Origin of the sequence: Brevibacillus sp. NPDC058079 (assembly GCF_042885155.1) — a bacterium.
Lineage (GTDB): Bacteria > Bacillota > Bacilli > Brevibacillales > Brevibacillaceae > Brevibacillus.
This window is the reverse complement of record NZ_JBHVSO010000007.1, coordinates 312,936-335,739: the sequence shown is the minus strand read 5'-3', so window position 1 is coordinate 335,739 and position 22,804 is coordinate 312,936. Positions and strand designations below refer to the sequence as shown.

Annotated in this window: 23 protein-coding genes; 4 read left to right on the top strand and 19 right to left on the bottom strand. The window is 37.8% G+C overall.

All coding sequences use genetic code 11. The features are described from left to right. Nucleotides 1-41: 41 nt before the first annotated feature. The 8 genes from ACFVS2_RS22035 to ACFVS2_RS22000 form a co-directional block, all read right to left on the bottom strand. Nucleotides 42-3,005, bottom strand: a complete 2,964-nt coding sequence (locus tag ACFVS2_RS22035; RefSeq protein WP_390237719.1) for a hypothetical protein — start codon at nt 3,003-3,005, stop codon at nt 42-44. Nucleotides 3,006-3,030: 25 nt separating this feature from the next. Next, nucleotides 3,031-4,956, bottom strand: coding sequence for a VirB4 family type IV secretion system protein (locus ACFVS2_RS22030; protein ID WP_390237716.1), 1,926 nt, complete (start codon nt 4,954-4,956; stop codon nt 3,031-3,033). Nucleotides 4,957-4,974: 18 nt separating this feature from the next. Then, complete coding sequence (locus tag ACFVS2_RS22025) at nt 4,975-5,973, bottom strand: hypothetical protein (protein WP_390237714.1); 999 nt, start codon at nt 5,971-5,973, stop codon at nt 4,975-4,977. After that, the gene (locus ACFVS2_RS22020) at nt 5,973-6,281 is read right to left on the bottom strand and encodes a PrgI family protein (RefSeq protein ID WP_390237712.1); all 309 of its coding nucleotides are present in this window, start codon (nt 6,279-6,281) and stop codon (nt 5,973-5,975) included. Before ACFVS2_RS22020 ends, ACFVS2_RS22025 begins: the two co-directional genes overlap by 1 nt. Before the next feature lie 114 nt (nt 6,282-6,395). Next, on the bottom strand, nt 6,396-6,812 hold the full coding sequence (locus ACFVS2_RS22015; RefSeq protein ID WP_390237710.1) for a hypothetical protein: 417 nt from the start codon (nt 6,810-6,812) through the stop codon (nt 6,396-6,398). A gap of 339 nt (nt 6,813-7,151) precedes the next feature. Further along, complete coding sequence (gene clpX / locus ACFVS2_RS22010; RefSeq protein WP_390237708.1) at nt 7,152-8,339, bottom strand: ATP-dependent Clp protease ATP-binding subunit ClpX; 1,188 nt, start codon at nt 8,337-8,339, stop codon at nt 7,152-7,154. Nucleotides 8,340-8,465: 126 nt separating this feature from the next. Next, the gene (locus ACFVS2_RS22005) at nt 8,466-9,200 is read right to left on the bottom strand and encodes a sigma-70 family RNA polymerase sigma factor (RefSeq protein ID WP_390237706.1); all 735 of its coding nucleotides are present in this window, start codon (nt 9,198-9,200) and stop codon (nt 8,466-8,468) included. A 223-nt stretch (nt 9,201-9,423) separates the two neighbouring features. Next, nucleotides 9,424-9,954, bottom strand: coding sequence for a hypothetical protein (locus ACFVS2_RS22000; protein ID WP_390237703.1), 531 nt, complete (start codon nt 9,952-9,954; stop codon nt 9,424-9,426). Nucleotides 9,955-10,322: 368 nt separating this feature from the next. On the opposite strand from ACFVS2_RS22000, the gene ACFVS2_RS21995 reads away from it, so the two are divergent. The 4 genes from ACFVS2_RS21995 to ACFVS2_RS21980 all read left to right on the top strand — a co-directional run bounded on the left by ACFVS2_RS21995 (nt 10,323) and on the right by ACFVS2_RS21980 (nt 11,967). Next, nucleotides 10,323-10,568 carry a hypothetical protein gene (locus ACFVS2_RS21995; protein ID WP_390237701.1) on the top strand — a complete coding sequence of 82 codons (246 nt, stop codon included), beginning with the start codon at nt 10,323-10,325 and terminating at the stop codon, nt 10,566-10,568. Nucleotides 10,569-10,572: 4 nt separating this feature from the next. Beyond that, nucleotides 10,573-10,767, top strand: a complete 195-nt coding sequence (locus ACFVS2_RS21990; RefSeq protein WP_390237699.1) for a hypothetical protein — start codon at nt 10,573-10,575, stop codon at nt 10,765-10,767. A 118-nt stretch (nt 10,768-10,885) separates the two neighbouring features. Next, the gene (locus ACFVS2_RS21985; RefSeq protein WP_390237697.1) at nt 10,886-11,557 is read left to right on the top strand and encodes a TlpA family protein disulfide reductase; all 672 of its coding nucleotides are present in this window, start codon (nt 10,886-10,888) and stop codon (nt 11,555-11,557) included. 104 nt (nt 11,558-11,661) lie between these two features. Next, nucleotides 11,662-11,967 carry a YopX family protein gene (locus tag ACFVS2_RS21980; RefSeq protein WP_390237695.1) on the top strand — a complete coding sequence of 102 codons (306 nt, stop codon included), beginning with the start codon at nt 11,662-11,664 and terminating at the stop codon, nt 11,965-11,967. A gap of 103 nt (nt 11,968-12,070) precedes the next feature. Here the strand turns inward: ACFVS2_RS21980 and ACFVS2_RS21975 are convergent, their stop codons facing one another. The 11 genes from ACFVS2_RS21975 to ACFVS2_RS21925 all read right to left on the bottom strand — a co-directional run bounded on the left by ACFVS2_RS21975 (nt 12,071) and on the right by ACFVS2_RS21925 (nt 22,477). Further along, nucleotides 12,071-12,532, bottom strand: a complete 462-nt coding sequence (locus ACFVS2_RS21975; RefSeq protein ID WP_390237692.1) for a prepilin peptidase — start codon at nt 12,530-12,532, stop codon at nt 12,071-12,073. Next, the gene (locus tag ACFVS2_RS21970) at nt 12,519-13,082 is read right to left on the bottom strand and encodes a hypothetical protein (RefSeq protein ID WP_390237690.1); all 564 of its coding nucleotides are present in this window, start codon (nt 13,080-13,082) and stop codon (nt 12,519-12,521) included. Before ACFVS2_RS21970 ends, ACFVS2_RS21975 begins: the two co-directional genes overlap by 14 nt. 5 nt (nt 13,083-13,087) lie before the next feature. Further along, nucleotides 13,088-13,624, bottom strand: coding sequence for a TadE/TadG family type IV pilus assembly protein (locus ACFVS2_RS21965; RefSeq protein WP_390237688.1), 537 nt, complete (start codon nt 13,622-13,624; stop codon nt 13,088-13,090). An 85-nt stretch (nt 13,625-13,709) separates the two neighbouring features. Further along, nucleotides 13,710-13,895, bottom strand: a complete 186-nt coding sequence (locus ACFVS2_RS21960) for a hypothetical protein (RefSeq protein ID WP_390237686.1) — start codon at nt 13,893-13,895, stop codon at nt 13,710-13,712. Between the two features lie 127 nt (nt 13,896-14,022). Beyond that, on the bottom strand, nt 14,023-14,901 hold the full coding sequence (locus ACFVS2_RS21955) for a type II secretion system F family protein (RefSeq protein WP_390237684.1): 879 nt from the start codon (nt 14,899-14,901) through the stop codon (nt 14,023-14,025). Between the two features lie 16 nt (nt 14,902-14,917). Continuing rightward, on the bottom strand, nt 14,918-15,859 hold the full coding sequence (locus tag ACFVS2_RS21950; RefSeq protein ID WP_390237682.1) for a type II secretion system F family protein: 942 nt from the start codon (nt 15,857-15,859) through the stop codon (nt 14,918-14,920). A gap of 126 nt (nt 15,860-15,985) precedes the next feature. Next, nucleotides 15,986-17,371 carry a TadA family conjugal transfer-associated ATPase gene (locus ACFVS2_RS21945; RefSeq protein ID WP_390237679.1) on the bottom strand — a complete coding sequence of 462 codons (1,386 nt, stop codon included), beginning with the start codon at nt 17,369-17,371 and terminating at the stop codon, nt 15,986-15,988. 53 nt (nt 17,372-17,424) lie between these two features. Next, entirely contained in the window at nt 17,425-18,834 is a 1,410-nt protein-coding gene (locus tag ACFVS2_RS21940) for a CpaE/TadZ family protein (RefSeq protein ID WP_390237678.1), read from the bottom strand. 94 nt (nt 18,835-18,928) lie between these two features. Beyond that, entirely contained in the window at nt 18,929-19,747 is an 819-nt protein-coding gene (gene cpaB, locus ACFVS2_RS21935) for a Flp pilus assembly protein CpaB (protein ID WP_390237675.1), read from the bottom strand. 13 nt (nt 19,748-19,760) lie between these two features. Next, the gene (locus tag ACFVS2_RS21930) at nt 19,761-21,326 is read right to left on the bottom strand and encodes a CpaE/TadZ family protein (protein ID WP_390237672.1); all 1,566 of its coding nucleotides are present in this window, start codon (nt 21,324-21,326) and stop codon (nt 19,761-19,763) included. A 242-nt stretch (nt 21,327-21,568) separates the two neighbouring features. Continuing rightward, nucleotides 21,569-22,477 carry a helix-turn-helix domain-containing protein gene (locus tag ACFVS2_RS21925; RefSeq protein ID WP_390237671.1) on the bottom strand — a complete coding sequence of 303 codons (909 nt, stop codon included), beginning with the start codon at nt 22,475-22,477 and terminating at the stop codon, nt 21,569-21,571. Between the last annotated feature and the right edge of the window lie 327 nt (nt 22,478-22,804).

The window sequence follows — 22,804 nt, the reverse complement described above, 5'->3', positions numbered from 1 at the left end:
TTCCTCAAGTAGTGAATCTACTCGTAGAACAGCCCATTTTATTATGCCATTGCGCTCGGATTCGAGTTTTGACCTCTGTTTCCTCCGGTTGTTTGATTAACTCGATGTACACCTATTGTTGGTGTTGCGGATTTTGGAGGATAGTTACCCCCTCCAGGTGAAACCATGAATGGATTACCATTTGGGTCAACGATTTTAGAACGTTGTGGCTCTGCATTCGCATGTTGTGGTTTAGGTGGAGCCTTTGTCACATCAAACGTCACTCTCGTAGACATTGGTTGGGAACTTGATTTGGTTTCCACAATTCGTCCGTCACCCATCGTTTGTACAGATTGAATGCCTAATTTGTTTTTACCCACTTGATTGTAGGAAACCATATATTGTCCGTCTGCGTTCATAGCTACCCGTTCAACACCTTGAGAACGTAGATGTTCTATTTGTTGAGCATCTCCACTACGGAAAGTGTTGGCATAGGATTGGATCTGCGCAGAATCAACCTCATTCAACTTGTTCACATCATAGGTATACACGGCATTTTTATAGGAATCGTCATTTGCACGAAGGATACCCTGCTCGCTTAATACTGTTCCATCTCGATGAACTTGTGAATCTCCATTTGGAAGACTTCTTTGCCATACCGCACTTGAATGATCAAGCATTGCCCCCTGATTGGAAGGAGTAGGTGTAGCAGGAGTAGATGTCCCTTGAGTTGTTGAGTTAGGTGCAGTAGGTGCTTTCAAGGATATACCCGTTGAGATATCAGACGATACCTTGTTCATACCAGATTTGCCGCTACTGTATGCGAGCCTTCCACCTGAACCAGCAACTTTTGCTCCAGCATTTGCCGCACCAGCGTTCTCAGCACCGAATGCTAAAGCATAACCCGCTCCAGCAGCCATCGCCGTTGCTCCAAGTGCCGCTTTACCAACTCCTTGCACCATTCCAGAAATACCCTCTTTGCTCAAGTAATCTGATTTTAGGTTGTCTTTAAAATCAGCCATTTTTACGGCTTTCTCTGACTGCACTTCTCCACCAACAAACTGCTTAAAGTCTGCTGAATCACTACCCTTTTGAGCAATATCCAGTGGAACTTCCTTATCAAGCATTGCATTTCGTCTATCTTGGTTCATGGTTCTGGAATCTACAGCTCCATTGTTATTGCGAAGGCGGTCACTGTTTCCTGTTTTCAAATCCGAACCTGCATTATTCGTTGTTCCTCCATTTTGTGAGCCAGATTGGGAACCAGATTGACCGTTGCTATTTTGAACACGTTTTTGACCCATAGACATCGCTTTGTCTCCAGCACCCATCATCAGAGCTGCACCTGCTACAACAGTTCCCATTCCCACGCGACTTGCGATTCCACCCGCTTGACCCATCATCATGCTACGGAAGAACTCTGTTAACGGAATAAGTGAAAAGCAAACAACTAATGCCTCAATCCCACGAGAAGAAATGGTTGAGATGAACAGAAACCCTAAGATAAAAGCATGAAAACTTTGCAAGAAGATATTAGACACAAGTTCTTTCATCCATTGACTAAACAAACCTTTCCATTTTCCTCCCAAGGACAGTGTAATTACAAACAAGGGAGCCATTGCAGTTAAAACAGCAACGGTAATCGAACGGATAATGTACGTATAGTTTAAATAGATTGCAATGAATAAGAAGAAAAATTGAATGATTACACCCGCAAGCAGATTTGAATAATTATTTACGCCCATTACTTTATCCAAATCAGGTCCAACTGCTGCAAACACGTCCACAATCTTCATATTAAAATTCATCAACAAATTGATGATTGGCATAATAAACGCCAGAATCAAACCAGTAATTAAAAGATCCTGTAACCCTTCAATCAACGAAACCCTCATAGATGGGTTGATTGTCGATATATTTCGAGTTATTAACAGCTTCGCAATGGAGAAACTAATAATCGTCCACGCAATCGCTTGGAAAATCCAATGATAGAGCATTACGTTTTTCTCCCAAGACATCGGCATAACTCCATAATGCCAGGCAGAAGATCCCCGAATACCATCGTTATAAATCAATTCTCCCAAGGAAAACAACCCAAGCAAGTTTCGAATTCCGTTATATAGACTTTCGAACAGCCACGTAACAGCCTCTTCCAATGCGCCTGGTTTCGCAATTTTTGCTCCGTCTTTTGCTGTCATTCCCTTTGCACTGTAAGCATACACGGCTTGGTACATAACCATGTTCCATGTCATATATTCTGCATCACCATCATGATTGTAAGCAGGATTATAAACTTTGTTGTCCCAATTTCCTTTGGACTTATAACCTTTTACAACTTGATAGACAAATTCATATTCAACAGGTGTATTCTTATCCATTTTACTAATGGTGATATAATCGTTCTTTCCAATACCCGTTTTCTTGTCAATCGTAGGTTCAGAAGAACTATATGAAGCTCTACCTTTGCGAATAGAGTATTCTCCAATTTGACCCGATCCATTTTTTACTGCGTCTCCGAGTTTTGAAGACATGGCAAGAAGCTCAGCCATATCTTCAAATTCTTTGTTGTTGTTCAAAAGTCTCAGGGCATCGTTCAGCGATGGAATCAATGTGTCTTTAACAAAATAAGCACGATCCACATCTTCTTTGGATGCATCATTTACGGGTTTATCATCAAACCACGAATCTCCCTTTTCCTCTGGAGAAAATGTAAATGGTAACGGTTGCTGAGAAGAAACTTTCGTTTCCTCCACCTTATTGCCTTTTTGTGGTATATTCCGATACGGATTTTTAATCAGCTCCGAAAAGTCACCAAATTGAGCTTCCATGTGTCCGGTTTCACTGCCCAACCAATCGGCATCATCTGCTAAAATGTTGCCTTGATAAAGGTATTGGTTTTCGTCAATTAACACTTGAAAAAAGTACGCTTCGTGAGCATTTGACTTTACAGGTGATAGAAATGCACTGAGTATAAAGAGGAGTGCCAACAACGTAGCACATCCTCTTTTTAATGATTGAAACTTCATGAACTGACCTCCTTTCTTTCAGTTTTTAATCTTTCGAAACATACGCTTTCGAAATAAGTTCCTGCTCATATGGGAAGGACATCGCGTATGCGACAGAGCTTTCGCCGTTCATCTTGATCAGCAATTCCCCTTTTTTCGCAGTTAGAAGGAAGTTTCGTTCCCCATCAGATAACTTGAAGGTATCCTGAACAGCATCAATATCGGTTGCATCTTGGCGCAAGAAAATGTTTACAACAGCGTTTGTCAACACCGCTTTTCCTTGCTCATTATTTGCAAACTCAATAAAGTTTTGCGAAGCAACCAAGAGTCCACCATTCCGCTTACGGATACGACGTGCCGCAGTCTCAAGGAATTGAGCCGTATATTCATTCCCAGCCATGTTTTTGTTCACAAGCATCCAAGCTTCATCACAAACGATTCGCTTCTTGATCTCAGGATTTTTCTTAACGAATTTCTCCCATGTCCAAGAAAGAGCAATGTACATTCCAATTGGACGCAGTACGCTTTCTTCCAAACGGGAGATATCGAATGTCACGATTGGTGAATTCTTAAAATCTTTCAAGTCTTCAGATGTTTGGCAGTCGAACATATCGTAAACGCCGCCTTTTTTAAACATCTTCAAAGCATTTGAAAGACTTTTCAAATCTTTGTTACCCTCTTTATTTACTAACCCTTCCAATTTCTCATGGAAATCCGAGAATGTTGGCATCCTCTTTTTCATTCCGTCATGATAAAACTCTCCCGTTTCTTCATTAAAAATTGGATCCGTACTGTATAAGCTACGTCGATCTTCATTAAATCCTCGTTCTTGATATAATTCAGTAATAACGTAGGAAACAATGCTTCTTTGTTCTGGTGTTAATCCGCCTGCCATTACACCAATCAAGTTTAAAACGTCAGAAACCTTGCTCTTAATGTCTACTTCTGGTTTTCCTTCTCGGATATCTTCTTCTGTAAGATCCTCCTCTTCCAGGTCAAAAGGATTAATGTGCGTGTTACTTTCAGGTGCAATGTAAATGTGACTGCCACCAACAGCCTTAGTCAATTTCTTGTACTCACCTTCTGGATCGATGATAACCGTCCTAACTCCTTTCAAAGCCGAACGCAATGTTAATAAAGAAACAAAAAAGGTTTTACCAGACCCTGCTTGACCAAATACTGTTAAGTTTCCATTATTGAGCTTCTTACGATCATAAAAATCTATGAGAACAGGTGTCATTGTCGAAAGGTTTACTCCACAGAAAACCCCCGTCTTATGAGACACTTCACTGTTGTAAAATGGGAAACAAGCGGTTAGCGCACCAGAATTGAAATTCCGAAATTTATCTGGAAGATACGTCTTCCCAAACGGTAGAACCGTCTTATACCCGTCATCCTGTCTAAGATACACAGGCATATGGAACATCTTTCGTCCTTTCAATTTGTTATCCAATTTTTGCGTTTCTTTATCTAATTCTTCTGCTGTCTCAGCGTACAAGTTAGATGCAATTTGCACATGGAACAAATTTTCATAGTTTTGTTCCAAACGCTCACGTTGGTCATAAAGTTGTGTAACAATATTTTTCAAACGAGTGATGTTTCTGATATTCCCTTTTTGCATTTCCATTTGTAGTTGCGCCTCAAATTGTGTGATTTTTGCCGTCAGCTCATCAAGCGCTGTTCGTTCATCTGTTGGCTCAACATAAATGGCTGTATCCATGTCGCCTTCATAATTGAACAATTGATCCAACCAACCAACACCAACGCTTGCTGGAAAACCATTCATTACAAAAGAACGAACATGCTTACTGCCCACTTTCATATGATTTTCATTGCTACGATCAAAAGATGGTGGCGCAAACAGGTCTTTTACTGTACGTATGCCTCTTCCTAAAACACCCGCATCCTTATTTTCTTTTGGATCTTCATTAACTATCGTTTTTTGTGCTTTCTTTTTATTAAAAATGCCCATTAGCTACATCCCTCCTTTTTATCCTTTTTGTAATACAATCGAGTCATTGCCAACCGAGTCAACATCGTCTAATGATTGATTATAAGCAACATCTCTTTGTTTATAATATCCACTGGTCTTATCTCGTAGAGCATCCAATTCACGAATAACCTCTTCAAATGAATTTCGCATAAAATCAGGAACTTGAGCATTCATCAATTCATTCTGAATTCTCATTTGAGATTCATACAAAATCCAATCCAAACGAGCGTCTTCCGTGATCGTATCCATGCGGTTATTTTCACCTTCAGTCAATAACGTCAGGAATTCACCATTAACCACATTTTCTACATGCGTGTAGTTGTCTTTGTGATAAGTAGAGAAAACTAACTCAGCAAGCTCCTTTGTATCCAGAATTTTTGCTTTTACGCCAATTGTCCCCAAGCCGTCCACTAAAATAGAGGCTCTGTTATATAACTCTTTGGATGAAAAATCAAACTTCTCTGTTTCTGAAAGATCGCCCAGATTAATTGCCTCATCAAATGGAATAATGAGATATTTTTTCTTTTGCTTGTTGTTCCCAATATAAGAATTAAGACCCGCCATTTCATTGAAATAGAGGCTCCCATATTGCTCTAATTGAGGAAAGGCTGTAACCGATTCCTGAATCTCCTCATTCAAACTTTCAAGCATTTTCGTGTTGTCAATAACCTTTGTTTGAATATAGAAAGTAACAGGATGTGTAAAAGAGTTAACAAAACGTTGAAAAGCAAGTTCGATAATTTCTTTTTCACGTTCTGTTTTCAGATTGTAATTGGTAGAAGAACATTCAATAACTGCGCGATATTTATGTCCTCCAAGCACAATCATTCCATCTCGAATATCTTCGAATGGGAGAAACTCTTGCGCTGTTGAAATAGAATCTTGAACGGATGTATCAACTTTAGTAGGGTCTGTCTTTTGAAGTTGTCGAAAGACAAGGAATGCCATTCCTCCCACCATGGCAAGAAAACCAAGTACGATAATCACTGGTAGCATTAAAATTTCACCTCTTTCCGTATGTTAGGCAACTTATGAACCTTGTTTTTGAATTTCCTTTTGTACGTTAAATACTGGTACAGCGTCAGACCGTTTTTCTTATAAATGGCGAAGGGTGTACCAATAAGACAAATTGGGATTGCCAGGATTAAACTGATGGCAGCACCGAATATCTGAGCAAATAAAGCAAATGCACCCGCTCCGATAAGCAATCCTCCTAACACCCAAAAGAACTGATTGATGTTAAGAATCCCGCCAATTACTTTTTCTTTTTCATTCATATCTGGTGGAACTTGATAACTACTCATAACGAAAAAGTGTCAATAGCCTCCTTGTGGAAGCCATTGACACTGTTCACCTCCTTCAGTGGCTTAAATTGTTCGTTTAACTACTTTCAGGTGTTTTCGCAACACAACTCACTATTAAATTGCGTTGTAGAAAAGACCTACGATCAAAGAAACTGCACCAAGACCTGCTGCGGCAATACCAGACCACAAAACTCCAGTAAGTGCTTGGCTACGAGCTTGAGGGTTTCCAGCGGATGCACCCAATTTGAGGAATTGGATAATGAAGATCACAACCATCGTGATTGCCGCAATACCTGAGATACCGACAATGAAACCACGGTATTTCTCAATAATTTGGTTCCAAGACGATTTCCCAGAATCTTGTTTGAATCCACCGCCATCGATCGTAATGCCTCCATTGTCATTGACTATTACTTTTGGAATATCTCCGTCCGCAAATGCAACGTTTGTCGGTACAAATGAAACAAATAACGCCACAATAAGTCCAATCAATAGCATCAATGCTGTATTTTTCTTGAAACTTGCTACCATCTCACTCACCTCCTCTACCATTTATTTTTGCAATGTAGTTCATCCTGATCTCGCTATTAAATAAATGATGACAATCATTGATCATTTACTATATGCAACAGCTTGATCTTCAAAACTACTTCATCAATCTTTTTGTTATGTAATTCTTCTACTCGCAAGTAGTGATTTTTATAATTTTCTTTTGTCGAAGCTTTCTTTAGTAAACACAAAAAAAGAGCGCGAATATTTTCGCGCCCTAAAAGGGTAAATTATTCATATATAGTTGATAGTTTCAGACAAATCTACACACTATTTTTTCCCCTAACTCACCTATTCCCATCTAATTTCAAAAATCAGATACTAACTTGCAAGTTGATCTTGAATGGAATCCATTAAGGAATTACCCACCAACATTTCTTTTGTGATCGTAATGCTATCAATATGGTTTTGTTGTGGGAGATAGTACATAAGATCATACATCTTCTTTTCTACAATCCCTTTTAGTCCTCTCGCTCCTACATTCTTTTTCAAAGCCTCCTCAGCGATATACTCAATAGCACTTTTATGGAAAGATAGTTTTACCCCGTCCATTTTGAATAATGCTTGATACTGCTTCACAGCAGCATTTTTTGGTTTAATAAGAATGTTTATGAGATCTTTTTTATCCAATGAATTTAACATTGCAGTAACAGGAATTCGCCCCACAAACTCAGGAATAAAACCAAATTCAACTAAGTCTTGCTGTGTAACTTCATTATCCTGCTTTTCTACTTGTTGAGCGGGTGTTGCTGTAAAACCTAATGTTTTCGTTACACCCGTAATACGTTTCTTAATGAGTTCTTGCAAGCCCACAAAGGCTCCTCCAAAAATGAACAGGACATTTTTGGTATTAAATACAACCCTTTGCTTCATCGTTGAATGATTACCTACTTGAAGATGAATTTCGCTTCCTTCTATAATCTTCAGAAGGCTTTCTTGAACACCTTGACCAGCAATATCCTTTGTCCGTTTTTGACCACTTACTTCGTAAGATGCAATCTTATCAATCTCATCGATATACACAATGCCTTGTTCGGCTTTCCTGACATTTCCGTCAGCTTTAATCAAAAGTTTTTCTAAAACTGACTCCACATCTTCGCCAACATAACCTGCTTGTGTTAGGGAGGTTGCATCAGCGATGACCAGAGGAACATCTAACACCTTGGAAAGAGTTTCAATGAGGTATGTCTTCCCCGAACCCGTTGGACCTGTAATCAAAATGTTCGATTTTTGGATTTCTACTTTCGATTTCGAATTAATTCGCTTGTAATGATTATAAGCTGCCACAGAAAGAATCTTCTTTGCCTCTTCTTGTCCAATTACATAGTGATCAAGCTCTTCCTTTATTTCGTGTGGCTTTAATCCATTTTTAGAAGGAGAATATTGGGGCGTTTGCATTTCCTCAACGCATGTCTCCGCACATTCTTTGCAAATAAATGCGTCTGCCCCTTCAATTACAGGCATTTGAAGAGTTTCCTCTCTGCCACAGAAAGAACACTGTTTTTCCATCGTTAATTCCTCCTCTACTGTTATTGACTAACATGTATATTATGCATTTCGTTGCTTATAGTCAATTTCGGTCATTATAACAAGAAATATTTTTTGATTCAATCGAAAAATACTCCTTGTTATTGTTTACGATGCGTAAAGTTCCTCGGTCATCTGGAAACGATCTTTCAAGATTTTTTTGATTTTATCCAAAATGTTTTTTTCGATTTTACTTACATTTGCTTGACTCATTCCAATTGCATCGGCAATTTCTCTTTGCGTTTTAATAATGCCACGATCCAGTCCATAACGATACGTAATGATATATTGTTCCTTTTTCGATAAATCGGTTAGTGCTTTTCGTAATAACTCAATTTCACCATTGAGTACAATGCCATCCTCTACACTTCTTTCATCTACATCCATCGTACTTACTGTTTCTTCCAACGATAAACTGTTTCCGTTTTTATCGACCGAAAGGACGCTGTTCATAGAAATGCTATTTTTTACATGATTCCGCTCTTTTCGAAGGAAAAACAGTATTTCATTCTTGATGCAGTTAATTGCATAGGTTGAGAATTTCACATTCCGGTTTTTGTCAAAGGCATGCAACGCTTTCGCAAATCCAACCATTGCTATACTAACAAGCTCATCATAATCCACAGTTGAATTTTGAAACATTTTCACCACAAAGAACACCAGCGATTCATTTTCTCTTGCATATTGATCTTTTTCTTCATCTGTTAGATGGCACTTTTCATAAGCATCCTCTTCCTCAGCGAAAATATCGACACCATCCTGATTCTCGAATTCGCTTCGTAGAACTTCCTCGATATTTTCGTTTTTCATTACTTCGTCGTGTTCTTTATTTGATAGTGTCAAAGTAAAACGCCTCCTTCGTGTCTTTTTCTTTCATAAGAATACAAAAAAGCAATACTTCCTCCTATAGAGTTTCTGTCGTATCTGTATCGACAAAATAGGTGTTGACAGCATCGATGATGCTATGTTTTGGAATCCATATTTTATGTACAATTGTTTATGCTGATAACTATTATTTTTCAAATAAAAAAGGAACTCATCATGAGTTCCCTGGTTTTTTGTTTGATTATGCAACTGCTTGATCGTTGCTATCTTGTTTTACTTGTTTCTCCATAGAACGTAAATGCAAAAAATAGGCAATCTGTTCTTCTGACAAATAGGCACTCAATTTTTCTAACATTTTTTCACCTGTGAAAAGGCCCGTTTCATATAAAGAGGTTATACTGTTGATAATCGGAATTTGATGAGAGGACACTTCATTTAAAAGATACCCCTCTGCAAACGTTACACATTTTTTCTCAATCTTCTCATGGCTTTTGTCAAATTCTCTTTTAAACTTTTTATACGACTCACTTGTATCGATCACAGACTCTGCAAAGTATACCTTCCCTCGCAAATAAATACCTAATCCTTTATTCAAATATTCTCGTATAATTTCATCTTCTTTCACAAGCTTGAAACGACCATTCCCTTGTGGAATTCCCAAATCCAAGTTGTTACCCGAATACTCTTTAATCTCAAGATGTTTTTTCGATAACATTCTGCTTGAAACTTCAAATACCAGACACGTTAATCCTAACAACCCGCCTTTTTCCATCCACGTTTCCTCCTCTAAAAAAATCATGATCAAATGAAACCTATCTGATTAAAAGTTTCTTTATCATATTCAAGAAGGACTAAACCTATTATTCGTTGACTATAATCAATGATATTACTATAATCATTTTATTGAGGGAATAGGGAGGGAAACAAAATGGAGCTTACACTAAGAATTGATCGGGCAATATTATTGAACGAATACACTGATATGAGTAAGCTTCAAGAAAACGAAGTAATTACATGACAAATAAATGGTAGAAAAACACTCATCCAATACCTATCCGACGATCAGTTTTCTTATATCAGAAGGCAAGCGAAAGAAAATCATATAGAAAAACGGTCGAACGTTTAAGTGAGGTGTTTAAAGTGACAACTAAGGCTCAAGTAAACGACATTATCAGATCTAACATACACATTGATGATAATTATCCTATTGGCTCTATGTGGAAGGTTCGTGAAGTTATTGAATCTATAAGAGAAGTAATGGTTTACCCTGCTTGGTATGAAGAGGATATGCAGTGTTTTGGAATGGTTGTATTTCTTAAAGATGATGATTATGAAGTAGTACATGATGTACTTAACCCAATAATCGATGTGATAAATAGGAGGTGATGGCATGGGGTGGAATTTCCCTTTATTGTTCAATCTCATAGTTGCACCATGGGCAGTTGTCATTCATGTGATTTGGAATTTGTTGACGCTGCAATGGCGAAAGTTGAAATGGGTGACAGTCATAGGGATAGCCGTTTCTTTTGTCTTGGTAGGACTCCAATTAGCAGTTTTGTACTTCGCAATTACGTCGTTTATCTAATCGCGACCATTCAAAACAATCGATGACGCAATATATTACACCCAACTCTCTTTTCACTCGGGAGATTTGAAAAAAAGCTATTTAACACATAAGAAATTAATAAAAGGAGGGCTATAAATTGTTAAAAAAAACCTTATTCATCGGAGCAATCATGAGTGTGTTTGCACTTGCTGGTTGTTCTACTGAGCAAACGGATATCCTGAATACAGGAAAAGATTCTACAAACCAAAGTTCTACTTCTGCGTCAACATCTACAGAAACCCTAAATGCAGAAAACGTAAATTCGGATGGAACTTCTGCTGCCATTACAGAAAAAATCGATTTCGAAACGATGTATCCTGATAACGACATCAGAAATTACGCAAAAGGATTTATTGGTCAAAAAGCACCTGACTTCAAACTTACCAACTTGGAAGGAAAAGAAGTTCAGCTTAGTGATTTCAAAGGAAAGAATCTTATTTTAGAAATCGCACAAACAACATGTAGTGCCTGCATTCAAACTCAACCTGAAATTGATAAGTTCAAAAAAGACCATCCCGACCTTCCACTTGTTCAGGTATTTCCAATGGAAAATAGCGGTGTAGTACGAGAATTCTTGACAAAACTTAACTCTCCAGAACACAAGAACATTCTTACGGGCGATAAAGGAAATACATTTGTACGTGATTATAAAGCCAAATGGACTCCAACCCTTTATTTCATCAATAAAGATGGCGTGATTTCCTTCTTACACGTTGGCAGTACGGATGCAGACTTCCTGCTTGATATGACTAAGCGCGTGTTTGAGTAATCATTTAAAGCTCTCTATTCAATAGAGGGCTTTACTTCTGCAAATGACGAGAGAAGTGATCTTATGTTTCCATTAGAGTACGTTGCTGGAACGGAATCATAATGATGACCGTTACAAAGCTAATGTTAGACGAGCAAAGAGTATCCGCTTACTACCCTCTAATCAACCAGGATTGGGTTTTGGGGTTTTCGACGATCAAAATAATGCCTTATACAGGTTGCGTAGATAACCGCAATCAAAAAATATATGTTGGAGATGTTGTTCAAGTAACACATATGTTGGTTGAAACAATTCCATCCTATCTGGCGATTGTAGAATGGGACAAATACGGCTTTGTTCTCCTTGCTTTGGATTATGATCCAAGGAACTCTTTCTTATCTCGTTATAAAAATCTCGTTTATTCGGGATAGATGTGAAAGTGATCGGTAACATCTATCACGGCTATCAAATCAATTCAAATTAGAGTCTTCTATGTATAAAACACACCACCCTGAATTATGAGTGGTGTGTTTCTTATAGGAAGGCATAATAGATTGCCATCAATGTCAAGTTGGACGCTAAGAAAAATGGAGCAAACGGCAACATCCTTTTACTCGCACCCACATACAGAGCAAAATAGATGCATGCAAGTACAATAAAAACGGGAATTAAATATACTCCGGTATATAACCCGATAACCCCTGCCATTTTGATATCTCCGCCCATCTTCTGCATTTTAACCATAGCTGGGATAAGCAAGGCAATAAAAGCAACAATGGCACCCACGATGTCAAACATCGAAAAAGATAACCAAGGTATCAGAGCAAAGCGAGCTAACAGAAATATTGTATTGAATACATTCGGTATTTTACGAGATTTCACATCAACAACCGACGCAACAACCAAAAATATTGTAAACACAATAGCGACTAATGGATTTTGATATAAATGAGCAAGTGATTGTTGCACTTGCTCCAAATAATTAGCGATATACAATTCGAGACACACTCCTTATAGCCAATTCTATATTTCCATCTTTCGTTTCTCCAAGATATGTGACTTCGAAATCCGAATTTGCTCTTGCGTTATAAAAGACTTCTGCTGTTCCAGGGATCAAGTCGAATATAGGTGATCCTTCCACCACTATAACCACACTACTATCAAGCAAGGCTTGTGGTCTTGCTTTATTCGTAATCCCTGTCCCCCACTTCTCCGTAAACAAATCAACATCCGTGTGATAAAAACTTAACTTTTTTATCTTTTTCGTATCATTAAATCGCATCGAAACCAATTTTTCATATTCGTGTTTTACAACGTTATCATTTACTTTAAACTCCCCAACGCGCAATTTTGCTTCATCCACCCCAATACGCAAAGCTGATACACTGGCAGTGTCCATGATGGATTGAACTTCTTGCATTGACCACGATTCGATTAATATATCTACGAATGCTGTTGCCATTAAAACTCCAATGAATGTGAGAATGACAAACAAAATACTAAAACTTCCCTTCGCACTTTTAATCGCTTGTTTGAATAGTATCATCTTCATCATTCCCCTACCCACGTATCGTAGCGATACTTAAACTCAGACGTAACTGATCGTTTTGAACTTATCCAGTTCTCGATATCACCTGGAATAAAATTGCTTACCATCGCCCATTTGTATTTCACCTTTGTTTCGATGTTCAACTCTTTACGATAATCAGCTTCAACTCCACTGCTTAAATTTGTCCCATTCACCGTTATCGTATATTCATCACTCTTAATTCCCGCTTTCTCGAAATTCGCCGCAATATTTGCCATTAGTTGGTTCTTCGTAATATAAGCTCCTCCACCACCTGGAAACCCATCTGGTGCAGAAGATAACGCTCCACCTTGTAATCCAACAGTACGTGCAATGTACGAATTCGTTTGAGATACAACAGAGAAACGCCATCCTAACAATGTGATATCTGTTAAGAAACACAAAACGATTAAGAAAACAAAGCATCCAATAACGACCTCGATAGCTAACGACCCTTTTTTATCCTTGCGGAACCGTTGAGTCAATTTTTTATATTGTTCTCGTAGTGAAGGTTGTTTCATTTTTTACACCGCCCTTTCTACAGAATTTAAGAAAGGGGAGATGGAACCCATCCCCCCTCCTTGCTTATTTCCGTCAATGTTGTGATTAGCTAACTTTCAAACCATCTACTTGTCCTTTTGCTTTACCAATAAAACCAGCAATAGCATCACGGAACAAGAACAGTGCAGTTGCGATAACCAATACTACAGAAATCCAAACAATGATCTCCACGTTAGAAGCGCCATCTTCACCCTCAACAACATATTTTGCACGATTGAATAGTTCTTTCATGAATTTCTACCCCCTTTTTTAATTTCTTAATGAATTATCTTATTTCAGACTACTAAGGATTATAAGAGAATCGACCTTATATTATTCATTGACTATTGTCTAATCATCATCGACCCTAATCGAACCCCTACATAGATGTAAAGCTTGTCATAGAACCTACTGTCGGCAATCCAAACACCAATAAATTACACAGCAATAAAGGTCCTTGAAGTACGATACCCATTGTTTGTCGCTTTCCGATCTTGATTGCAATCATATCCATCTGCATCTCACGAATTTTATCTGCTTGTGCAGAGAAGCTGTCTTTTGCATCTCCACCCTGCTCCAGATTCAATTTTACAAGTGCAACGAATTCTCGAACTTCAAACATATCTACTTCACGCTTTAGACCTTCCAATGCTTCATTGATGTTTTTTAATTCACAATCAATAACAAATCTTTGAAGGATTGGCTTCCACTCGTCACCCACGTATTTGATAGATTCCGAAACTGCCTTAGAAAAAGGTACATTCGCAGAAAGATAGCCTTCTGTAATACGAATAAAGTCTGGAAAGTCAGCTATCAATTTCTCTTTTCGGTTGTTAATCGAATTTTTGAATAGAAAATCCAAACCGAAGATCAGTGCCACAGCCCAAATACATGCCATTGTCATTGACGCATTTGCTAACAGTAAAAATGCAATAACACCAAGTGCTTTTAGCAATAAATTCAATGCACGGTATTGAATAGGGGTAAAATGCTTATCCCATTTGGACATTTTGAGTTGCGCATCAATCTCATCAAGACGCTTCGGTTTATATCGAGAGAATACATGCATAATAACTGGCTTTGTGACGGTATCAATGATTTCGGATATATCCGCATCCTCTTTCTTTTTTTGGAATTTTAACTGTTTCAATCGCTTTCGGTGGACATTATAGTTCTCCATCGAAAAGAGCATCATCAACAGGTTTTTCGTAAAGAAGAAAAGGAAGATGAGGAATACCCCAGCAAAAATATATTGCAAGATAATTCCCTCCTTTCTATTCGTCGAGTGGAGCTGATATTTTGTTATTTACAAACCACACCGCTCCCATAAACACGCAAATAATGACAACAGACCCGACTTTTCCCATGAATGTATTCGTCATAAAATCAATGTATTTATCGTTCGTCATAATTTGATAAGCTGCAAACATAGGGATCGATCCGAGCATGATATAAGCTTCACGAACAACGGTTGAAAGCTCTTTTTTCATTGTCTGTTTGGCGACACGATTTTCCTCGAATTGTTGATATGCTTGCATTAATAGTTTTTTGCGAATCTCGTCTGTACCGATTGCGGATGCGATTTTATAGTAATCAGACAATCGTCCCATGTACTTATTACCTGTTCGTCTCGCAAGCCCATCCATTGCTTCTGTCACTGGCTTACCCAAGTTAATATCCAACACAGTTTTTCGAAGCTCAGTATAAAGAGGCTCTTCTCCTTTAAACTCTACCGTTGATAGTTCCAGGGCTTTACCAAAGTCACGCGTTGATTCGTAACGTTTAATAGCCATTTGCATAAACGATCCAATTTGCTTCTCCATTAATCCCACGCGTCTGTTTTTGAGAAGGGTAATCACTTGTTTAGGAACCATGTATCCAACGACAAGGAAAATAATCGCCAAAATGGGGTTATTCATTATCATTCCGACAAAGATTGCAACAACGATAGCAGATGCACCAGAAATCATCAGGTACTCCGCATATGACATTGGCAACCCTGCCTGTAAGCAGAGCGTTTCTGTTGCATAGCGTTTAGAATAACGAACTTTTTCCTCAGCAATCTTCTCAATTCGTTGTTTTAAGACGTTTTCACGTAGTAAATTCTTTGATTGTTCTTTTCTTTTTTGCAATGTGGTTGTTTCTCGTAAACTAAGTAACAGCGGTATCAGAAAAACAGCAATCGTTATTCCAAACATTAACCAATGAAACTGCATGTAATCACCTACCTTTTTTGAGTTATTTTACGCTTTTTAAAAACGTTTATAATCAACATTTTTATTATGATATCATTTAGTCAATGTTCTTAAAGAAAAAAACGGGCGTATTCGGTTTAACACCGATTACGCCGCCATCGTTTCTTCATCTTCAATCCATGGAGCTAACTCTTCCCACGTAATTCCACGTCTCATCATCGTATCAGCTTTGTCTCTGGAGATTTTTCCTTCAAAGACAAAATCTTTTGTCTTGAAATCGTAACGGCAAATGGTTTTGAGTTCGATACGTCTCGTTTCGAAGTTATATGTTACCTCTGAAATCGACGTACATTTCCGTCCAATCCCTGGAATGTTATCTTGAATACAGATATAGTCCAATGAGCTTCCGATAATACGTTCTACTACATCAATTCCAAGAGAAGGCATTGCCATGAGATATTTTGTTACCAAGCGGTTAATGATGTTCCATGGATTTCCTCCGTGCATCGTGAAAATGGTCGAGTGACCCGTCTCCATACCCTCTACAGCGGCTTGTGCTTCTTCCCCGCGCACCTCACCAACGATAATGTATTTAGGTTTTAGACGTAGAGCAGTAATAATTAATTGCCCAAGTGTAACTCGAAGCTTAGAATCATCACTTTTTACAGAAACAAGTTGAAGCGTATGCTCGTTTTCAGGGAACAACTCTTGTGTATCCTCGCAAACCAACATACGTTTATTTGCCTTTGTAACGTAATAATCAAGCATCGCACGAATGGTTGTTGTTTTACCCGATCCTGTTAGTCCAGCGTAGATGATATTACTTTCCCCAGCGATCAACATACCGAGTAAATCAGACATTTTTTCGTTTAACACGCCCCAATTAACAATCTGATCCCTTGTAATGTGATCTTCGGCATGCTTCCGTATTGTTAAGGAAAAATCCTTCGGAGAAACCTTTTGTGCTGTTGCACAACCGCGATCTCCATACAATTCGAAGTCTACAATTTTTTGGTCGCCGTCATTGATTTCTTTTCCTGCTTCTCGCAAGAAACGCTCAAGTGTATCTTTGAAATGCTTGGGACTACGAAACTTGTACGGGTATTTGACGTTTTTCCCATTTTTCTCGACAAAGATGAGATCCCACTGTATAACAAAAATATCTGAGACTTCAGGATCATTAAAGGCAGGCGCAAGAATCGAATATCCAGCAAATTCTTGTACCATCTCATCGATAAAATCATGGATATTATTTTCTTCATATTTACGCACTCTAATATTTTCGGCAAACACGATATCACTAATATAGCCTTTGTATGTCGCCATTTTATTCCTCAGTGCTTCTTTGTCTTTTACTGTTTGTGCGTTTTTTTCTTCATTGGTTTGATTCTCCAAAATGCTTCCAAGCTTTTCGGCAAGTTTTGCCCTGACTTTCTCCAAAGCTTCTTCATAATCGTACAGCGTTCCGCCTTCCTGCTTTAGATTTTTCATTTTTGCAAGGTCTTTGCGGAATGAATGAAATGATTGCTCCATTAGCACCATCCTTTCTTTTGGTTATGTTTAAAACTATATGGGGAAGTAAGACATCATTTGAACCACTTTGTCTTTTTCTTTTTCACCTTGCTATTATCCACCTCTTGCTCAATTTCCTTGAAATTTTTGATGGGCCAGATTTGATTTGCCACTTTCAACAATTCATATCTCGCTGTCAAGGTATACCCTTTATTATCCAGGACGACTGGAGTCCCTTCATACAAACGATTTAAGAAAACAGTTTTAGGCAACATAGGAACCCGTGCTTCCAATTTGAAATCAGAGTCATCCAAGTGATCTGCTGTAAAAATCAGATCTTCAACATCCATCCCCATCGATACCGATTCTGTATTATCCTTCACAATATCTTCATTAAGCACGTACTTTACCTTGTCCATAATCCCAATTTCTTTCAAAATGTCCTTGTATCGAACGTTATTTCGAACGTTATTGAAATCAAGATTAAGTACGTAATAACAACTTTTTGCCATATGAAGCAATGGATACGTTGTGACGTGCGTTAAAGAAGAGTTGCTATCAATGATAACGACATCATATTCTTTGATGATGCTATCAATGAGGTACACATAATGGTAGGGCTTAACCCCTTCGATTTGGCTAAAGGTAAGCTGAGAACCAACCAATGCCTCAAGATTTTTTGCGCGATAATAGGGTTTGAAACAACTTTTAATGAATGCATCGACATCTTCTGTTTGTTTCATATCTCCTGTGAGATTTCCATTCTCGTTGATGATTGTAGAAATCTTATCGATAACCGCTTTCAGATTTTTCTTGTCATCTTCAATTTGAAGCAAGGTTCCAACGGAGAGATTTTGAAGGTCAGCTTCAATTAATGCCACTTTCGGTTTTCTACCATTAATCTCTACACCATAAGTTGCAATTGCTGTAGCCAAATTTGTTGATAAGAAGCTTTTACCTGTACCTGGTTTAATAGATGAGACGACAAATAGATTGTTGTAAATATCTTCATCTTGTTTGGTTTCATCTTCTGGAATTTCAAATTCAATGAGATTTTTATTCTTAGCTGTATGATCTTTCATCCGCTTTGTAAGATAGGCAACTTGTTCCTCTGTTTTCGGATTATCCAAAAGATTTCGCATCGTTTGAAGCGTGATGGATTGCTCATGAACAATATCGTATATACCAGCCATTACCAAGACGCCAAGCGCACTTATTTTTGATTCATCGCGCATATCTACATATCCAGCCAAGTAAACAATTCGTAAATTTGGATAATTTTTCACTAATTGCAACATGATCTGCATCAATGATTCTTGACCCGATAACCCTTCTCCGATCAACAAAATCTCAGGTTGATGAAACTCAATCGCTTCCATTATTTCTCTTTTATATTCAACTGCATCAACAACCTCATAGTTTTCAAACTTTTTAATGGCTTGGTCAATCTCGCGTTGCCCACTTGCTACTAAGATCTTTTTCATAGTGATACGAAAACACGCTGTCTACATGTAAAAGTGAATACTCAAGCAAACAGCGTGTTTTCTCTACACCTCCTTTTCTCCCATTAGGTTGATTTTATTGCTTTTGATTAATCGTTGCTCTACCTGTTTCTGCATTTGCAGGTGCTGAGTACACTTTTGAATATTCTCCGAGAACGAAACCAAGTGTTTCATAAGATTCATTTTCATCGAAGCGAGAAACCAATCGAATTTTCCCTGCATTCATACGAGCTGTAATCTCTTCGGCTTGATCAAGTGTTACAGCGAGTGTTACCACTGCTAATTCATCCGAACTTGCTGAGGTATCAATTTGCTCACCTGATTGGGACTTTTCATTCAAGTTTGCTTGAGAATGGTCTACGAACTGATATCCTTCGGAAGTCGTTACATTGTAAATGAGTATGTCTTGCAGGAATGCTTTTGAGTATTGGAAGTTTTGTTCGACCCCCTTCTCATCTTTCTTTTTGCCCGTTCCTGTAAATACAAGATCAACCGAATCTCCACGCTGCACATTACCGCCAAACCCTTCTACATAAGAAATCGGAAGAGAAATTTTCCGATATTTAGTTAAATCCATGCTTTCAAATGGATCAAGTTGTCCCTCTTCCTTAATTTGCTTATCATAAATGAATGATCCAGCATAAACATCGGTTCCCACAAATTTATCCAGGAATTCCTTTGTATCCATGGAGAAATCTTGCGTTACTGCACTCTGAGGGACAGACACCTCTTTCACATCCGCCGCAGTGATTTTTTGATTTACCTTTAAATCTTTATTAAATACATAAGCAGTAACGGGCTTTACTTCGTTCTGTGTATACGTCATAAAACTAAAGGCTGTAACAACAAGCAAACATAGCTGTAAACCGAGAATTATTGTTCTTTTCTTTTTCAACGGAAAGCACCTCCTATAAAATAGTCTTTTCTAATTTTTGAAACGCACTTTTTACATGCGGATTTTTTGAATAAATGATGATCGGTAGTCCAATGAAGTTTGCATTGATAAATTCTTTGTTAAAACAAGGAACGGTCATTACATCCTCAACCTGAATCCAATCAGCAATCTCCTTAACACCTAACTCTGCTCTCTCAAATCGATTAACAATAAACTGCATTTTCTTAGTGACTTGAATACCGTATTTATTCAATTCATTTAACATGTAAACGGCATTACCAATTGCACTGACATCCTGTGAAATAGTGATGATTGTTTTATTGGAATATTGCAGAGCATGTATCGTTGCTTCATTCTCTAAATCTGGAGATACGTCAAGTACAATATAGTCGTACTCCATTTGGAATAAGAGATAGAAATACAATTCTTTCGTAAAAGACAAATCGATTACATCATGATCATCTTTTCTTCTTGTCAGGTAACGATTTGAGAAAAACATAAAGTCCAAGTACTCAGGAAATTTCTTGTAGTTATTTTGCAATGTGGTGTCTTTTTCCATCAGAGTAGCCGAACAAACAATCGCTTTTTTGATCTTTTCAAAGTTGCTTTCCTTCAATCCCTTTAAAGCACTGTCGATCCCATCGTCAAGCATGCCCAACTCAAACCAATAATTAACGGCTGGTGTTCGCTCATTCAGCTCAATGTAGATCACATGATTTTTCTTTTGCGCAAGTTGAACTGCTGTATTTAGTGCTAAAGATGTATTTCCAACCCCTGATTTAGAACCCATAAATGTAAGGATTTTTTGCTTTCCTCCGTTTATTAGTTGATCTTGAGATTGAGAAGCTTCCCCTTTTGCTCCAAACCATTTGTTTAAAATGCCTCCACTTTTATCTCTTGGGTCTTCTGGCTTTCTAATAATCGGATTTTCAATAGATTTTGTTGGGGCAGTTTCTTTTATTACAACCACTTTTTCAATGACGACTTTGGATTCATCCTTTAACGGAGTGACGGGGGCAGAGTCAACTTCTGATTGGCTCATTATGCTGTGTTCATGGACTTCTTCTTCCTTACCATTGTCAATGTACACCTCTCTTACAACCTCTTTAATCACTTCTTTTTGCACTGTGTGAACATCGGGTGATTCAAACAGAACTTTATTTTTCCGTTCATCCAATACGGGTTTCGGTTGCAAATGTCGTACATCTTTATATTCAGTAGGATTTCGCAGTAAACGAATGATTTCATCAGATGGAATTTTTTCGCCATAAAGAATGTCATAAACACCATAGTTAACTAACGTGGCGAGCAACGCGTCTCCTGGTTCACGTTTGCCAGCGAGAAACACGATTCGAACGTTATCGAACTTTGCACGAATTTCATAGACGATATCGAGAATATTTTCGTTTCCATGAAGCGTTTCCCGAATCACGATAATATCTGGTGTCGATTGACCAATAGCTCGGATAACACGCTCACGATATGTTGTTACTCCTACAAACAAAAATTCTTTTTTAAGCTTTTTTTGAAGATAATCTTCGAGCTGACGAAAGCCGACCGCCAATAACACTTTTTGCATTACGTTTCACACCTCCCTTTATAATGTCATCTACTATAAACCATTTTTTCTTTTGTTATTATTTCACTTAGGTATTACTTCAACAATCAATTAGTCGTTCAATCAAGTTTTACTCCTCACTCAATTGAATATTGTCAACTGTCATGAATTTCTCATTATATGCACTTGGAGTGGAAAAATAAAAAAAGCATGTAGAGTATAAGCTCTACATGCTTCAAGTATGTTGTTCGGTTTGATATCTATTATTTCTTTTTATCAAGTGATTCTTTGTAACGATCAATAGCCTCCATAATTTCCATTGCTTCAAAATGTTTATTTGTTTCCCAATCACTGTTAGTGATTTTAGAAATGAGGTCAACCAATCTTTCCCTCGTTTCTTTTGTAGCACGTTTGCCTCCAACCATGAAGTTATTAGCAAGAAGAACCTCTTCTACTGTTTGCAATTCAACTTGTTCTTGACTATTTGCTACGTTCAACAATTCTGCTACATCTTGATCCAGCGCTACTGCCAACTTTGTGATGATTTGAATACTTGGCGCTTTTCTTTCTCCCTTTTCAATACGGTTGATATAAGAAGAACTAATTCCAGTTGCTGTTTGCATATCTTTCAATGAATAGCCTTTGCTTTCACGCAAATGTTTAATCAATGATCCAAAATTCTCTGAAATAGAACGCTCTATCCTATTTCTCAAAAGCCTTGCTTTACGTTGAAATTTCCCACGAAGTTCATCTGAAATTTTCGCGTATTCAATGTCATGCTCAATGTCATTTACGTTTTCTTCGGTTTCATTACCTTCCACAGCATTCATTTTGTTAAGCAAATCTTTTGCTTCTTCATTCTCAGATTCTTCTACTTCTTTGATAAAGTCAACTTCCCATTTAGCTAATCGTTTTCCATCGCCTTCAACGAGTATTTTTAGTTTTCTATGCAGACTCTTACGAACACTGCTTAAAATACCTGTGAGACTATCAATTTTCTTAGTAAGTTCTTCAACCTGTTCATCCGTAATTGCGTCGGACCCATCAGCATCAAATGCTAAAATTGTTCTAAGAACTTCTTTATGTTCATCATTATTAGATTCTTCTATCTTCTGGATCATTTTGACTTCCCAGTCATATAATTTTCTATCATTGTTTCTATTCTCTGCCATCTTGATCATCCTCCACTAAATAATTCTGCCCGCCATAAGTATTTTTAAAGACATCTATTTAACTAATTAATATTTATTCAATATAGTTCGTTATGTAGATAAATTCACATAGAAATGCAATGTAATTTTTATGATCTATATCTGTATAAAAATTAATTCCTCCAGTTTCACCCCCTCTTATTTCTTCTTCCATCAAAAAGTACACAAACTCATTGACTATATTATTGACGGATCTCGTTGACTACATACTCATTTTCCCTGTATGCCTTTATCGCTATTAAAAAGGCAAATACTAAAAGGGAATATTCGCTTTATTGGTATTGACTA

Excerpts from the sequence above, each read along its gene's own strand:
- clpX (WP_390237708.1), bottom strand. The coding sequence starts at position 8,339 with ATGGAAAAACAGTGTTCTTTCTGTGGCAGAGAGGAAACTCTTCAAATG.
- ACFVS2_RS22015 (WP_390237710.1), bottom strand. The coding sequence starts at position 6,812 with ATGGTAGCAAGTTTCAAGAAAAATACAGCATTGATGCTATTGATTGGA.
- ACFVS2_RS21925 (WP_390237671.1), bottom strand. The coding sequence starts at position 22,477 with ATGGCAGAGAATAGAAACAATGATAGAAAATTATATGACTGGGAAGTC.
- ACFVS2_RS21940 (WP_390237678.1), bottom strand. The coding sequence starts at position 18,834 with ATGAAAAAGATCTTAGTAGCAAGTGGGCAACGCGAGATTGACCAAGCC.
- ACFVS2_RS21930 (WP_390237672.1), bottom strand. The coding sequence starts at position 21,326 with ATGCAAAAAGTGTTATTGGCGGTCGGCTTTCGTCAGCTCGAAGATTAT.
- ACFVS2_RS21960 (WP_390237686.1), bottom strand. The coding sequence starts at position 13,895 with ATGAAAGAACTATTCAATCGTGCAAAATATGTTGTTGAGGGTGAAGAT.
- ACFVS2_RS22035 (WP_390237719.1), bottom strand. The coding sequence starts at position 3,005 with ATGAAGTTTCAATCATTAAAAAGAGGATGTGCTACGTTGTTGGCACTC.
- ACFVS2_RS21950 (WP_390237682.1), bottom strand. The coding sequence starts at position 15,859 with ATGCAGTTTCATTGGTTAATGTTTGGAATAACGATTGCTGTTTTTCTG.
- ACFVS2_RS21965 (WP_390237688.1), bottom strand. The coding sequence starts at position 13,624 with ATGAAACAACCTTCACTACGAGAACAATATAAAAAATTGACTCAACGG.
- ACFVS2_RS22020 (WP_390237712.1), bottom strand. The coding sequence starts at position 6,281 with ATGAGTAGTTATCAAGTTCCACCAGATATGAATGAAAAAGAAAAAGTA.
- ACFVS2_RS22030 (WP_390237716.1), bottom strand. The coding sequence starts at position 4,956 with ATGGGCATTTTTAATAAAAAGAAAGCACAAAAAACGATAGTTAATGAA.
- ACFVS2_RS21980 (WP_390237695.1), top strand. The coding sequence starts at position 11,662 with ATGACCGTTACAAAGCTAATGTTAGACGAGCAAAGAGTATCCGCTTAC.
- ACFVS2_RS22025 (WP_390237714.1), bottom strand. The coding sequence starts at position 5,973 with ATGCTACCAGTGATTATCGTACTTGGTTTTCTTGCCATGGTGGGAGGA.
- ACFVS2_RS21970 (WP_390237690.1), bottom strand. The coding sequence starts at position 13,082 with ATGATACTATTCAAACAAGCGATTAAAAGTGCGAAGGGAAGTTTTAGT.
- ACFVS2_RS21990 (WP_390237699.1), top strand. The coding sequence starts at position 10,573 with ATGGGGTGGAATTTCCCTTTATTGTTCAATCTCATAGTTGCACCATGG.
- ACFVS2_RS21945 (WP_390237679.1), bottom strand. The coding sequence starts at position 17,371 with ATGGAGCAATCATTTCATTCATTCCGCAAAGACCTTGCAAAAATGAAA.
- ACFVS2_RS22000 (WP_390237703.1), bottom strand. The coding sequence starts at position 9,954 with ATGGAAAAAGGCGGGTTGTTAGGATTAACGTGTCTGGTATTTGAAGTT.